Here is a 13864-nt window from a genome sequence, read left to right as displayed (position 1 = left end):
GGACGACCTAACCCTCCCTGGGGTGTTTGGGGTGGCCTATCGGTTGATTGCTCTGAAGGGCTTTCCTGCCCCTTCCGTTTTCTGCGAGAGGTTTTCTCCCTTTTCTTCCTTCCCGGTGGGCGGGAGCGTCGGCGGGATGGGGGCCGTTTCCCCACGAAGTTCTGCGAACTACAGAAGCCTCTTTTGTCTTTCCCAAGGCTTGATAGAGGGCGATCTGGGGGGCCGTTCAGGGAGCGGAGAGCAGGGTTTCCAGTGTCTGGGGTGTGCGGACTAGGTCGGCCAGGGTGTATTCGTCCAGGGTTTTGTACAAGGCATCAAAGGCCCGCACCAATATGCCCGTGAGGTGGCAGGCCGGGGCGATGCGGCAGCTGCCCCGATCTTCGGAAAGACATTCCACGATGGGGGCGCCGCTTTCGCTGGCCCGTACCACGGCCCCGAGCCGGATCTGCTCCGGAGCCAGGGCCAGACGAATGCCGCCCCCCTTGCCCCGCACCGATTCCAGGGTGCCTCCCCGCACCAGTTGATGCACCACCTTCATCAGGTGATTTTCTGAAATGCCGTAGGCCGCCGCGATTTCCGGGATCGTCGCCAGGCGGTCTCGGTGAATGGCAAGGTACATCAGGACACGCAGGGTGTAGTCGGAAAAAGAGGAAAGTTTCATGGTGCCGGGCCCGGTCTGTTAAGCGGTAAATAATATATTGCTTTAGGGAAGGGCTGGTGCTATGGTTAACATGTAAAAATTATACAGCTTTAAGTGACGCCATGACCACCACACCTGTCAGCACCCCCACCGGCACGCCGGTGGATGAGTCGGCCATCCGGGACATTCTCAGCGGAGTCATCGATCCGGAAATCGGCATGAACATCGTTGCCCTGGGCTTGGTTTATCGGGTCGATATTTCGCCCGACCAGGTATTGGTTGAAATGACCATGACCTCTCCGGCCTGCCCCATGGGGGACATGATTCATGACGAGGTGGTGACGGCCCTGACAGAGACCCTGCCGGAACACCTGACGGTGGACGTCCGCCTGGTCTGGGAGCCGCCCTGGAACCCGGCCATGATGACCCAGGCGGCAAAGGACCATTTCGGCTGGACGCCGGATTAGGGCCCGGGCCCCGACCTCACTCTTTTTTCCCCACGACCCTTAGAGGCAAACCATGAGCAGTGCACAGAATGTGAAAACCACCATCGACGTTCGCACCGTTGAGCCCCGCTACCGCCATCCCCTGATTTTCGGCACCTTCGATCAACTGGCCGCCGGGGAAGCCCTGCTGCTGGTGAACGACCATGATCCCAAGCCCCTCTACTACCAGTTCCAGGCCGAGTCCCAAGGCCGGTTTACCTGGGATTACCTGGCGTCCGGTCCCGATGTCTGGCAGGTGAGAATCGGCAAGCCTGCCGGTGAGGGTGATGCCTGCTCCTCCGGTCATTGCTGCGCCCACTAACATGGCCGACCTACGCCCCGCGGCCCGGTTGCCGCTTCTGCTGCTAGGCATGCTGTCCCTGGTTGCCGGGGTCCTGGCAGGCTTGGCCCGGCTGGGTTGGGTAACCCCCGACATTACGGCTGAGGCGGCCTCCGGCCACGGGGTGTTGATGATTTCCGCCTTTCTCGGCACGGTGATCAGCCTGGAACGGGCCGTGGCCCTGGCCCGGCGCTGGGCCTATCTGGCGCCCCTGGTGGCCGGATTCAGCGGCCTGGCCCTGTTGGCCGGAGCGCCCCTCCTTTTGCCCCAGGTCCTCGCCATCGCTGCCGCGACCATCATGGTGGGGGCCAGCCTCCAGGTCTTGAAGCGGGTGTTTGCTACCTTTACCGTGGTGTTGGTGATCGGCGCGGCCTGCTGGCTGGTGGGCAGTCTGGTCTGGCTCCTGGACGGTTCCCTGGGGGCGGTGGTGCCCTGGTGGCTGGGATTCCTGATTCTCACCATTGCGGGGGAACGGCTGGAAATGACCCGTTTCCTGCCCACCCCGCCCGGGGCAGCCAAGCTGTTTGCCCTTATCGTGACCATTATTCTGGTCGGTGCCGCCATCGCGTTCTGGCGCCTGGCAGGGGGCCTGGCCCTGTTTTCCGCCGGGATGCTGGCCCTGGCCCTCTGGCTGCTACGCTATGACCTGGCCCGGCGCAATGTTCATCAGCAGGGCCTGACCCGCTTCATTGCCGTGTGTCTCCTTTCCGGCTACGGCTGGTTGGCCCTGGCCGGTGGCCTTGGTCTGGCCGGCGGCCTGCTGCCCGGGCATCCCTGGCGGGACGCTACCCTCCATGGGGTCTGTCTGGGCTTTGTGTTTTCCATGATCCTGGGTCACGCGCCGATTATTTTTCCGGCGGTGGTGCGGGTCAAAATTCCCTATACGCCGGTTCTTTACCTGCCCCTGGTGGTATTGCACGGTTCCCTGGTGTTGCGGGTGTGTGGCAGCCTGGCGGACCGTTTCCCCCTGCGCCACCTGGGCGGACTCCTCAATGGGGTGGCCCTGGCCCTGTTCATTGTTACCGTGGTGGTCAGCGTTATTCGGGGACGGAAAGAGACGCCCGGAGGCCGCTAATGGCCTCCCGTTCTTCCAGGGAAAAGGTCTCCCCCCGTCCCGGTCCCCTTTCCGCCCTTTCCTCGGATAGGAAAAAATGAAACGACATGCGGCGCTTCTCCAGCTCTCCCGGGAGCATCATGGGGCCCTGAAACTGGCCCGCAAAGCCCGTCTGGCCGCCGAAACCGGCGATGATGAAGCGGTTCTGGCAGCGGCCCGGCTGGTGGTACAGGAATTTCCCCTGACCCTGGACCCCCATTTCCTTCGGGAGGAGTTGGACCTCCTGCCCCTGCTGGAAACGGGGGGCGAGCCCCTGTTGGCGGATCGGACGGTGGCGGACCACAAAAAACTGCGACAGCTGGCCCATGCCCTGGCAACCCAGGCGGAGAGGGAGACCCTGGCCAGCTTTGCCCATCTGTTGGCCGACCACGTCCGTTTTGAAGAACGGGAGCTGTTTGAAGCGGTGCAGGCCTTGAAACCGGTATGACGACCAAGAAAATTCCTCTCCATCCCAAGCATCCGGAGCGCATCTGCTGGGGGTGTGACAAATACTGCGCCGTCAATGCCCTCAGTTGCGGCAATGGTTCGGAGCGGACTCCCCATCCCCAGGAATTGTTCGGCGAAGACTGGCTCGAATATGGTGACTGGGATCTGGAGCCGGAGCCCGAGGCGGCGGCTTCTCCGGGGGCAAAGCCGTGACCCCGGCTCCCTTGGCCCTCTTGCTTGCCTGAACCTCCCCTTTCCCGCCCTGGGGAGGGCGGGAGGGTGGTCACCGAGGGGGCCCCGATCTAAAACGGAGCCCCGGTGACGCCCCCTTTCTGCCGGGATTCATCCTTCCCCGGGAGCTGAATAGGGGGAGCTGGGAGGCCTGTTTTTCCCGGATCAGCGCCCTATCCCCCGGCCTTTCCCCGATGAACGGTAAAATAGCCCCCTTTCTTTCTGGCGACCCCCACCGTGCCCTATCTGCAACTCAAGGATGCTTCCCTCGCTTTCGGCCATGTGCCCCTGTTGGATCATGCGGAATTCCAGCTGGACCCGGGGGAGCGGGTCGCCCTGATCGGTCGTAACGGCACGGGCAAATCTTCCCTGCTCTCGGCCCTGGCCGGGCTGAGCCACCTGGACGACGGGGAGGCCTGGCGCCAGCCAGGCATGCGCCTCGCCTATGTGCCCCAAGAGCCGCCCTTTGCCCCGGAAGACACGGTGTATGAGGCGGTGGTGGCGGGCATGGGGGAAACCTCCCGGCTGCTGGGGGAATACCACCAGGTTTCCGTCCAGCTGGCGGAGGGCAAGGGGGATCAGGAAGCTCTGCTGGCCCGCCTGACCCGCTTGCAGGGGGAGCTGGAGACTCTGGGGGCCTGGTCCTACACGGCCCGGGCCGAGCAGGCCATGCAGCGCTTCGGCCTCAATCCGGAGGCCCGGGTGGGCAGCCTGTCCGGCGGCCAGAAAAAACGCCTGGCCCTGGCCCAGGCCCTGGCCAGTGAACCGGAGGTGCTGCTTCTGGACGAGCCCACCAATCACCTGGACGTGGCGGCTATTGAATGGCTGGAAAACCTGCTCCTGGAGTCCCGCCTCACCCTCCTGTTCATCACCCACGACCGAGCTTTTCTGGAACATGTGGCGACCCGTATCGTGGAACTGGATCGGGGCATCCTGACCAGTTTCCCTGGCAGTTTTTCCACCTATCTGGCCCGCAAGGAACAGATGCTGGCGGATGAGTCTGTGGTCAATGCCAAATTCGATAAATTCCTGGCCCAGGAAGAGGTGTGGATACGTAAGGGCATTGAGGCCCGGCGCACCCGGAACGAAGGCCGGGTGCGGCGTCTGGAAGCCCTGCGGCGGGAACGGGCGGCCCGGCGGGATCGCCAGGGCAAGGTAAGTCTGGCGGTGGATGCGGGGGAAAAAAGCGGCAAGCTGGTGGCCGAGCTGGACCATGTGAGCAAGAGCTTTGCCAGCGGTGCCCAGCAACGTACCGTGATCCGGGATTTTTCCTGCCGCCTCATGCGGGGGGACAAGGTGGGCCTGATCGGCCCCAACGGGGCGGGCAAGACCACCCTGCTGCGCCTCATTCTGGGGGAACTGGAGCCGGATTCGGGCAGTGTGCGCCGGGGCACCAAGCTGGAAGTGGCTTATTTCGACCAGTTCCGGGTCCAGCTGGATGACGAGGCGGCCCTGGCGGACGTGATTTCCCCCGGGTCCGACTTCGTGGATATCGGCGGGGAGAAAAAGCACGTCATCAGCTATCTGGGGGATTTTCTCTTCGCCCCGGAACGGGCCCGCTCCCCGGTGAAATCCCTCTCCGGGGGGGAGCGCAACCGGCTGCTCCTGGCCCGGCTCTTCGCCCGTCCCGCCAATGTGCTGGTGCTGGACGAGCCCACCAACGACTTGGACATCGAAACCCTGGAGCTCCTGGAATCCCTGCTCCAGGACTATCACGGCACCCTGTTCCTGGTGAGCCATGACCGGGCCTTCCTGGACAATGTGGTGACCCAGACCATCGCCGCCGAAGGGGACGGCCTGTGGCGGGAATACGCGGGGGGCTACAGCGATTGGGCGGCCTACCACGCCAAGGTGAAGGCGGCGGAAGCCCAGGCCGCCAAGGCGGAACGGGAGGCGGACAAGGCCAAGGTCCCGGCGGAAGGGGGGAAGAGCGCCAAGCCCAAGGCGGTGAAACTGTCCTACAAGGAAACCAAGGAGCTGGAGACCCTGCCGGACCGGATCAGCGCCCTGGAGGCGGAACAGGCCGGTCTCACCCAGCGCCTGGAAGATCCCACCCTGTACCAGGCCAATCCCCAGGAAGCCCAGCGCTTTTCCGCCCGCCTGGGGGAAATTGACGAAGAATTGATGGTGCTGCTGGAACGCTGGGAAGCCCTGGAGGCCAAGGCCAACGGCCAGGCGGGTTAAGCGGGGGCGCTGGGTCTTCGGGGCTCCGGGGCAGGAGACTGCCCCGGCCGGTGTTGCCCCCTAGCCCGCCAGATAAAAGTGGCGGGCCCAGGGAATGGCCCCCAGGCTGAGGAAAAAGACGCTCAGGTGGTACAGGGCCCAGAGGCCGTAGCGGCGTGCCAGGGCGCTTTGGGAATAGTTGGAAAGCAAGTAGGGACGGCCATCTCGGGGCTTTTCCAGAATATGGACGTCGGGCTGGGCCTGCACCGCCTGGCGTTCCTTGGCCACCTCCCGCCGGGCGGCCTGACGGGCCAGGGCCCATTCTTCCATGCTCAGTTCCCCGTTACCGTCCAGGTCAAAGCGGCGTAGCAGGGTTTCCGGCTGCTTTTTCCATTCCGCCAGCAACAGCTTTACGTCTTCTGCCGGGTCCAACAGGCTGTCTCCTCCGGTGAGGGTGCGGAACTGGCCCAGGGCATAGAGGGGATCGCCGATCTGGAGCAGCCACTCGGTGGTGCGCTGGTCCCCCAGGGTCCAGGTGTCCTTGTGCTGGGTGAGAATTTCCGCCCCCGCCGGGTCCACTAGGCATTGGCCCGTTTCATCTTCCAGAATCAGGCAAGCGTCGCTGCGGCCCTGATCCACTACCTTCCAGTTATTGTCACTGTCCTTTTCCTCCACCTGATAGCGGTACCAGAGGCAGGGCAGGAGGGAGCGGGGGGCCAGCAGGGGCTGGCCTTCCAGGGCCCGGCCCCGGCCTTCCAGTTCCCCATAGCCCTGGGCGGCGGAGGCCACCTTGGCGGTGGGGGTGTCAGCAATGGCCCGGCGGCGGCTCAGGGTGCTGCTCCAGGCCAGCAGGCTGAGGCCCGCCACCAGGGCCAGGATCACGGTCCAGCCCAGGCTGCTGTTTAATTTGAAGCCAAAAATGACCAGCACCACCTGAACCCCGGAGGTGAGCAGTTGGGCGTATTGCTGCTGTAATTTTTCCAGCATAGGCGAGGGGACAGGCGGCCCGGGATGCCCGGGGCCGCCGGGGGGAGGGGATCAGGATTGCTTGAAGAGGGCGGCCATATCCACATCCGCCTTTTCCGTGGAGGAAAATTCCAGCAGGGCCCGGGGGCCGAAGTGGAACAGGGCGGCGATGAGGGCATCCGGGAACTGCTCCACCCGCACGTTGTTGATATTCACCGCTTCGTTGTACAGCTCCCGACGGTCCGCAATGGCGTTTTCCAGGTTGGAAATGCGCTGTTGCAGCTGCATGAAACTTTCGTTGCTCTTCAGGTCCGGGTAGGCCTCGGCCACGGCAAAGAGGCGCCCCAGGCCCTGGCGCAGGGCGCCTTCCGCGCCTCCCAGGGCGGCCATGTCCTGCTGTTCCCGGGCGTTATGCACCTGGGCCCGGGCCTCAATGACCTTTTGCAGGGTGCTTTGCTCGAATTCCTTGTACTGCTTGCAGACTTCCACCAGCTTGGGCAGTTCGTCGTGACGTTGCTTGAGAAGCACGTCAATATTGGCCCAGGCCCGGGCCACGTTGTGTTTCAGGGTCACCAGGCCGTTGTAGAGGGTAATGCCATAGAAAACGGCCACCACAGCCACACCCAGGCCGATCATGGAGGAGATGCTCATGGATACTCCCGAAGCAGAGGGGAAAGGGAAAACTCGGCCATCATACCGATCCCGCCCCCAGCCGTCTCGTCCGGGCCTGGGGCGCCGGTGACAGCTTCAGTGGGCGGGGGGAAGGTCTGTCGGGGCCGGGGAGACTGAGGGGGCCGGGGGGGTCCCGGTCTCGGCATCCGCCGGGGCGTTTTCTTCCTCAGGCTCTACTACCGCTTCCGGCACCCCGATACGCTTTTTCACCGTATCCAGGTTCAGGTGCAGGAGATTGGCAATGTCCTTGTAGTCGTCGGGCAGGGCCGCGTCGTCCCAGCCTTCGGCGGAATGACGGGCCAGATTGATGGCCAGGAGCACATTGCGCACCCGGGGATGGTCCGCCTGTTTGTCGTCGGTCAGGGTAATCATCAGCTCGGGCAGGTGCCAGGCCCGGCACAGGGCCTGCTGGATGTCCGCCAGGGTCACCCCCAGCACGGCGTGCTGGGCCACGGTGCTGCGCAGATTCCGGTCCATGCGCTTCATGGCTTTGATGCGCAGGGCCAGGGTGGGGGAAAAGCACCAGATAAGGATTTCCGCCAGCTCGTGGAGCAGGGTGGCCACCACCACTTCTTCCACATTCATGTCGTGGCGCCAGTAGGCCCAGTCGTTGGCGTAGCGGGCCGCCCGCTGGGCCCGGCGCACCGTGTGCAGCATCCCCAGAAGGGCCTGGGGATGGGCGCTGAGGCCATCTTCCACCACCGGCAGGTTTTCAAAGCGGCGGAAGAAGGGCTCCACCCCTTGCATCACAATGGCCTGGTCGATGGTGGTGATGTCGTTGCGCAGCCGTTGATTGGCCATGGGCTGGATGTAGGCCAGCACCCGCACCGTGAGCAGGGGGTCCTGGAGCACGATGGCGGCAATATCCCGGCCATTGATGTCGTCAATATTTTCCCGGGCAGCCGCCAGCTGCCGGGCGGTACGGCGCAGGATGGGCAGGTTTTCCTGACTGAAATAGCTGACCCAGGAATCCAGATTGGGCAGGGCTTGATCGAGCATGATGGCGTGGCGCTTAAAAAGTTACGCTAAGATTTGTCTCCAAGCTCCTGATTTAACGGAGCCCCCCGGGATTTCTTGAGCTTTTTCTCCATACTAGAGAGGCCCTCGGCCGGAAACAAGGGAATATTTCCGTAAATTTGCCCTTTATCCCTACTTGTGGGGATCATCCTACCCTAACCGCGCTTTTCCAGCAGGTTTCGCCCCCCTGGACTAGAATGGCGGCCTTTCCCGATTTTCCCCCTTGGTTCCCCATGGCTCAGAACGACACCCGCCCCTCCCGTCTCATCCACGGCTTCCACGCCGTCATCGCCAAGCTGCGCCACAATCCGGCCGCCGTTCAGGAAATCTACCTGGAACAGGGGCGTCAGGACGGTCGGGCCAAGGATCTGCTGCGCCATGCCCAGGCCCAGGATGTGCGGGTCATTCCTACGGAAGCCAAGCGCCTGGACGGCATGGCCCCGGGGATGCGCCACCAGGGCGTGGTGGCCCGGGTGGATGCCAACGAGCGCCAGCCCGCCCTGGATGACGTGCTGGATACCCTGGAAGAACCGGCCCTGCTCCTGATCCTGGACGGCGTCACCGATCCCCATAACCTGGGGGCCTGCCTGCGGGTGGCGGATGCGGTGGGGGCCCATGCTGTCATTGCCCCCAAGGACCGGGCTGTGGGCCTGACCCAGACCGCCATCAAGGTGGCCAGCGGGGCGGCGGAAACCGTGCCCTACATCACCGTCACCAATCTGGCCCGCACCCTGCGGGAGCTGAAGGAACGGAATATCTGGGTCATCGGCACGGACGACCAGGGGAGCGACGACCTCTACACCGCCCAATGGCCCACGGGCACTGCCTGGGTCATGGGGGCGGAAGGGGAAGGCATGCGCCGCCTGACCCGGGAAAACTGCGACCAGCTGGTGCGCATCCCCATGGCCGGGGCGGTAGAAAGCCTGAACGTCTCCGTGGCCGCCGGGGTGTGCCTGTTCGAGGCCAAGCGGCGTTTGGGGAGCTAAGGCTAGCGGACCGGTTTGCCGGAAAAACCTAATAAGCCGATCGGTGTTGCCGGTCGGCTTTTTTGTGGCCTGATTTTGGGGGGCACTCCGCCGGGGAAGGCGGGACGGAGCGGACCGGCACGGTGAATGGGACGAACCGGTAAGGGGGCGTTAAGGGGGGGCCCCGACCCGGACCCTGGCTCCAAGCCCAAGCCCAAGCCCAAGCCCAAGCCCAAGCCCAAGCCCAAGCCCAAGCCCAAGCCCAAGCCTCCGCTGGGGCCGCCAGGCGCCTAAGCCCGCTTCAAGTCCGAGGCGGCCGCCGTCCCAGTCGTGTTAGCCGTATCCCCGACGGGCGGGGCCGGGGGCTGGCCCACCGGATGGAGGTGCCTAAGGGTGTTGAAAGCGGCGGGAAGCAGGCAGGTTTGTAGGGAGCGCTGGGCGAAGAGGTAGCGGCCGTCGCAGACAAAGCCCAGCTCCTGCCAATCCACGGCCGTATTGAGGAGCTCTTGGGCCAGGTCCAGGTCCATCTCCGGATCCTTGGGGAACAGGGCCAGAATGGAGCCGTCGTAATTGGGGCAGGGGTGGCGGAAAAAGGGCTGGGCCCGGCGGGTTTTCTGATTCACGTACAGCCGAGGCCGGTCGCTCTGGTGATGGACCCGGCCCCACATCCACCAGTTGCTTTCGTCAAAGGGGCGGATTTTTCGGGCCAGGAGGCGGCGCTTGTAGGGCTCCAGATGGGGGTGGCGGATGCCGAAAATCATGGTCCGGGTTTCCCCCGTATCCACGGTTTTGGAACAGACAAATTCCGCATTGCCCTGGGGATGGCGGAAGACCGGGTCGGCCCCGGAAACGGCCCCCACCCGCACCTCGAACAGGTCTCCCAGGGGCACGGTGTAATCCCCCTTGAGGAAAAGGAGCTGGCCGTCCACGCAATGGAAGGTCCGGCCATCTTCCAGGCGCCGGTCGAACCGGTCTTTTTCAAAGCGGAATACGGCGCAGTTGGGCACCGCCCCGTCGAAGACCCGGGCATCCCCGGTCTCGAAAAAGTCCGTGATGGTGCCCTGGTCGAAAAGAAAGCGATTGAGCTTTTTGGCCGCCGTGAGCTTGATGAAATCCCGGGGCACGATGAAGATCAGCTCCCCCCCCGGATTCAGATGGCGCACCGCCTTTTCGATGAAAAACAGGTAGAGGTTGGAACGCCCGTCGAACAGGGTCCGATCCAGGCGCCGCTTGGTTTGGGCCTGGATGTCCTGAAAGCGCACATAGGGCGGGTTGCCGATAATGGTGTCGAAGCGCTCGGTGACCGGGTAAGCGAAAAAGTCCTGGATCAGGGCGCCCGGGGGGGCCACCTTGGGGTCCAGCTCAATGGCCACGCAGTCCGGCAGGCGGCGGCTGAAAGCCCCGGCCCCGGCGGAGGGCTCCAGCACCCGGCCCTGGCGCCGCCGCAGCTGGAGCATGCGCTCCACCAGACTGTCCGGGGTGAAAACCTGGCCCAGGCGGGCGACGTTGAGTTGATCCATGGAGGGCGAGCGATCCGGTGCAGCAGCAAGGGAAAAGGGAGGTCGGGTTCGGAGCGGCATAACCGCCCTTCCGGCAGAGCGGCGCTATTGTAGCGCCAAGGGCCGGTGGCTCCCAGGCGGCATGAAGGGACGGGGAAACGGGGTGGGGCGGTAGCGGCCGGGAAGCACTCGGGAACGGTGGCCGGAAAGGCTCCTGGCGCGGCGGGATAGGGGCCGCAGACGCAAAGGCAAAGGCAGGAAAGGCCGCCCCCTGGCCGAAATCTTCCCTACCTGCCTGGGTTTCCCCTTACTGGGGCCGGGCGCTTAAAACAGGCTTTCCAGCAGGGCGTAACCTTCCGGCCAGTCCCCCAGGCCGCTGTCCGCGTTGATGTGGCCTCGGGGCCCCACGGCCACAAAGCGGGCGCCCCAGGCGGCGGCGCAGTCGGCGGCGTAATCCAGGGAGCCGTAGGGATCGTCGCTGCTGGCCACCACCACCGTGGGAAAGGGCAGGGGCTGGCGGGGCGGGGCACCGAAACCGGAAATGTCCGGGGGAAAGTCCGGCCGGGTGGAATTGGGGGGAGCCACCAGCAGGGCGCCCTTCACCGGCAGCCGGGTTTCCCCTGCCCAGAAGGCGGTGAGCAGGCAACCCAGGCTGTGGGCCACCAGGATAGGGGGCTGGGGCAGGGCGGCCACGGCCGCTTCAAGCCGGTCCCGCCAGGTCCGGTAATCCGGATGGGCCCAGTCGGCCTGTTCCACCCGGAGAAATTCCGGGTGCAGGGCCTGCCAGCGGGATTGCCAATGGCTGGGGCCGGAGCCCTGGTAGCCGGGAAGAATAAGGACGGGGGAATGGGAGTTCATGGTGGCTGGAACGGTGAAGGTCGGGGACAGGGGGGGGTGGAATTGAAGTTGGAGGGCGTTTAGGGGCGGCCCTCCGCTTTCAGGGCCGATCCCGGTGGGTGGGCCGTGATGGCAAGGGGGCGGCAGCCCGGTTCAGGGTATTCGGGTTTCTCCGTTTTACCGAAAAAGCCGTGGTTTTGCCTTGACCCTGGTCCTGGTAGTGCTCCCGGGAAAAAGCGGGGGCGACGGTCATCGGGAACGGGGAGGAAGGCGGGGCTCCCCACCCTAAGCCCTCGGGGTCGGAGGGGAATTGCCTCTGGCCCTGGGGGCGGTCCGAGGTGCCCGGCCTACCGGGGTTTGCCGGTCGATCCCCTAAAGGCGCCATTCCCAAAGCCTTTCCCGGGTGCTGGCCGCTGGAGGATGGGGCGGACGGCGTTCGGAGAGTGGCGTCCATTCTAGTCTTTTCCCCGGGGCCGCGCATGGGGCGGCCGGGTGCCGGGCCCGGGCGGAGCCGGAGGGAACGGGGGGAAGACGGGGCGGAGTTTGGCGCCCGGTCGGGGGGGCCCAGGGGGCGTGCGTAGCGGTCCGGAGAACCGGGCCAGGGCGCTGGGGCGTGGGGGCGACGGAAGAGGGCATAGGCCGGAATGTGGCCAAGGCCCCAGGGACGGGCGGCCTCCCGCCCCTGCGGGCGAGTTCAGCCATGGTCCGGAGCCAGGGCCTGATCCAGGTCCCAGAGTAGGTCATCCAGGGTTTCCAGGCCCACGGAGAGGCGGATCAGGTCCGGGGAAATGCCCGCCGCCCGTTGCTGTTCTTCCGTCATCTGGCGGTGGGTGGTGGAGGCCGGGTGGATCACCAGGGTTTTGGCATCCCCGATATTGGCCAGGTGGGAGAGGATTTGGACCTTTTCTATAAAGCGCTGGCCCGCTGCCGCCCCCCCTTTAATGCCGAAGCTGAGTACGGCGCCGGCGCCCCGGGGCAGGTATTTTCGGGCCAATTCTCGCTGGGGACTACTGGCTAGCCCGGGGTAATTGACCCAGGCCACCCGGGGATGGGCTTCCAGATACTGGGCCACGGCCAGGGCGTTGGCGCAATGCCGCTCCATGCGCAGGGACAGGGTTTCCGTGCCCTGGAGCAGGAGAAAGGCGTTAAAGGGGGAGAGGGCGGGGCCGAAGGTGCGCAGCACCTCCATGCGGCATTTTGCGGTGAAGGCGAAATTGCCGAAGGTTTCATAGAACTTCACCCCGTGGTAGCCCGGGCTGGGTTCGGTCATGGAGAAGAATTTGCCATTGTCCCAGGGGAATTTCCCCGATTCCACAATCAGGCCCCCCAGGGTGGTACCGTGGCCGCCGATGAATTTGGTGGCGGAATGGATCACCACCGCCCCACCCCAGTCGAAGGGGCGGCACAGGTAGGGGCTGGCGAAGGTGTTGTCCACGAAGAGGGGCAGGCCCGCCTGGGCGGCCACCCGGCCCACCCCTTCCAGGTCCAGCACCTCCAGACTGGGGTTGCCCAGGGTTTCGGCAAACAGGAGGCGGGTTTTGGGGGTGATGGCCCGGGCGAAATGCTCCGGGGTGTCTTCTTCCACAAAGACGGTGTGGATGCCCAGTTTGCGGAAATTCACGTCCAGCTGGGAATAGGTGCCTCCGTAGAGGCGGCGGCTGGCGACAATCTCGTCCCCGGCCTGGCACAGGGCCAGGAGGGCCACGCTGGTGGCGGCCATGCCGCTGGCCGTGGCCAGGGCTGCCCGGCCCCCTTCCAGGGCGGCGATGCGTTCTTCCAGCACTGCCACCGTGGGATTGGAGAGGCGGGAATAGACGTTGCCGAAGGTTTGCAGATTGAAGAGGCTGGCGGCCTGCTCCGGGGAATCGAAAACGTAGGAGGTGGTCTGGTAAATGGGCACGGCCCGGCTGCCTGTGGCGGCATCGGGAATGTGTCCGGCGTGGAGGGCGAGGGTGTCGAAGCCGTAGGAGCGGTCGGCCATGGGGACTCCGGAAAAAAGGTCAGGTGGGGCGGCGGGAGGAAACGATGCCCGTATTCACTCCCATCCAGTTGAGGCCGCCGAAAAGCCGGGCGTATTCGATTTTGACGCAGTGGTCCATGACTACCGTGAGCCCGGCGGCTTCCCCTATGGCTTGGGCTTCCGGGCTCACCACCCCGAGCTGGAGCCAGAGCACCTTGGCGCCGATGGCCACCGCCTCCCGGGCGATGGGGGGGCAATCCTCCGGCTTGCGGAACACATCCACCATATCCACCGGCTCCGGAATGGCGGCCAGACTGGGGTAGCACTTTTCCCCGAGGATTTCCGGATACTTGGGATTCACCGGAATAATCCGGTAGCCGTGTTCCTGCATGTATTTGGCGGCGAAATAGCTGGGCCGGTGCCATTCGGCGGAAAGCCCCACCACGGCGATGGTGTGGCAGGACTTGAGGACGGAGCGCAGGGTGGCAATGTCGCTCATGGGGCGTCTCCTGGAGAAAACTGGGGGGCCAATCCGGGGGCCCGGCGGGG

Annotated in this window: 15 protein-coding genes; 7 read left to right on the top strand and 8 right to left on the bottom strand. The window is 64.8% G+C overall.

The features are described 5' to 3' along the window. Window positions 1-226: 226 nt before the first annotated feature. Window positions 227-661 carry an RrF2 family transcriptional regulator gene (locus tag Azoinq_RS02130; RefSeq protein ID WP_216127040.1) on the bottom strand — a complete coding sequence of 145 codons (435 nt, stop codon included), beginning with the start codon at window positions 659-661 and terminating at the stop codon, window positions 227-229. 101 nt (window positions 662-762) lie between these two features. Between Azoinq_RS02130 and Azoinq_RS02125 the strand changes: the two genes are divergently transcribed. The 6 genes from Azoinq_RS02125 to Azoinq_RS02100 all read left to right on the top strand — a co-directional run bounded on the left by Azoinq_RS02125 (window position 763) and on the right by Azoinq_RS02100 (window position 5420). Continuing rightward, entirely contained in the window at window positions 763-1107 is a 345-nt protein-coding gene (locus Azoinq_RS02125; RefSeq protein WP_216127043.1) for a metal-sulfur cluster assembly factor, read from the top strand. A 52-nt stretch (window positions 1108-1159) separates the two neighbouring features. Further along, on the top strand, window positions 1160-1447 hold the full coding sequence (locus tag Azoinq_RS02120; RefSeq protein WP_216127045.1) for a DUF2249 domain-containing protein: 288 nt from the start codon (window positions 1160-1162) through the stop codon (window positions 1445-1447). Continuing rightward, a complete protein-coding gene (locus tag Azoinq_RS02115; RefSeq protein ID WP_232368536.1) occupies window positions 1413-2540 on the top strand; it encodes a hypothetical protein in 1128 nt (375 codons plus the stop codon). The genes Azoinq_RS02120 and Azoinq_RS02115 overlap by 35 nt, the downstream gene beginning before the upstream one ends. A 76-nt stretch (window positions 2541-2616) precedes the next feature. Further along, entirely contained in the window at window positions 2617-3006 is a 390-nt protein-coding gene (locus tag Azoinq_RS02110; RefSeq protein ID WP_216127048.1) for a hemerythrin domain-containing protein, read from the top strand. Further along, window positions 3003-3218, top strand: coding sequence for a DUF3079 domain-containing protein (locus tag Azoinq_RS02105; RefSeq protein WP_216127051.1), 216 nt, complete (start codon window positions 3003-3005; stop codon window positions 3216-3218). The genes Azoinq_RS02110 and Azoinq_RS02105 overlap by 4 nt, the downstream gene beginning before the upstream one ends. A gap of 255 nt (window positions 3219-3473) precedes the next feature. Further along, window positions 3474-5420: an ATP-binding cassette domain-containing protein gene (locus Azoinq_RS02100; RefSeq protein WP_216127062.1), complete on the top strand. Its 1947-nt coding sequence runs from the start codon at window positions 3474-3476 to the stop codon at window positions 5418-5420. A 60-nt stretch (window positions 5421-5480) separates the two neighbouring features. Here the strand turns inward: Azoinq_RS02100 and Azoinq_RS02095 are convergent, their stop codons facing one another. From Azoinq_RS02095 to Azoinq_RS02085, 3 genes are all read right to left on the bottom strand, one after another. Continuing rightward, window positions 5481-6386 carry a hypothetical protein gene (locus tag Azoinq_RS02095; protein WP_216127064.1) on the bottom strand — a complete coding sequence of 302 codons (906 nt, stop codon included), beginning with the start codon at window positions 6384-6386 and terminating at the stop codon, window positions 5481-5483. A 51-nt stretch (window positions 6387-6437) separates the two neighbouring features. Then, window positions 6438-7016: a LemA family protein gene (locus Azoinq_RS02090; protein ID WP_216127067.1), complete on the bottom strand. Its 579-nt coding sequence runs from the start codon at window positions 7014-7016 to the stop codon at window positions 6438-6440. 96 nt (window positions 7017-7112) lie between these two features. Next, complete coding sequence (locus Azoinq_RS02085; protein ID WP_216127070.1) at window positions 7113-8036, bottom strand: HDOD domain-containing protein; 924 nt, start codon at window positions 8034-8036, stop codon at window positions 7113-7115. Between the two features lie 251 nt (window positions 8037-8287). On the opposite strand from Azoinq_RS02085, the gene rlmB reads away from it, so the two are divergent. Continuing rightward, window positions 8288-9040 (top strand): 23S rRNA (guanosine(2251)-2'-O)-methyltransferase RlmB, encoded by a 753-nt coding sequence (gene rlmB, locus Azoinq_RS02080; protein WP_216127073.1) that lies wholly within the window; start codon window positions 8288-8290, stop codon window positions 9038-9040. Between the two features lie 269 nt (window positions 9041-9309). On the opposite strand, the gene Azoinq_RS02075 is transcribed toward rlmB, so the two are convergent. The 4 genes from Azoinq_RS02075 to Azoinq_RS02060 form a co-directional block, all read right to left on the bottom strand. Beyond that, window positions 9310-10539, bottom strand: a complete 1230-nt coding sequence (locus Azoinq_RS02075; RefSeq protein ID WP_216127076.1) for an Eco57I restriction-modification methylase domain-containing protein — start codon at window positions 10537-10539, stop codon at window positions 9310-9312. Between the two features lie 303 nt (window positions 10540-10842). Continuing rightward, window positions 10843-11376, bottom strand: coding sequence for an RBBP9/YdeN family alpha/beta hydrolase (locus tag Azoinq_RS02070; RefSeq protein WP_216127079.1), 534 nt, complete (start codon window positions 11374-11376; stop codon window positions 10843-10845). Between the two features lie 673 nt (window positions 11377-12049). After that, window positions 12050-13336 (bottom strand): O-acetylhomoserine aminocarboxypropyltransferase/cysteine synthase family protein, encoded by a 1287-nt coding sequence (locus tag Azoinq_RS02065; protein ID WP_216127082.1) that lies wholly within the window; start codon window positions 13334-13336, stop codon window positions 12050-12052. 19 nt (window positions 13337-13355) lie between these two features. After that, on the bottom strand, window positions 13356-13814 hold the full coding sequence (locus tag Azoinq_RS02060) for a CoA-binding protein (protein WP_216127085.1): 459 nt from the start codon (window positions 13812-13814) through the stop codon (window positions 13356-13358). Between the last annotated feature and the right edge of the window lie 50 nt (window positions 13815-13864).

Origin of the sequence: Azospira inquinata, from assembly GCF_018905915.1 — a bacterium.
In the GTDB taxonomy this organism is placed as follows: Bacteria; Pseudomonadota; Gammaproteobacteria; order Burkholderiales; family Rhodocyclaceae; genus Azospira; species Azospira inquinata.
This window is presented reverse-complemented; position numbering and strand designations above follow the sequence as displayed.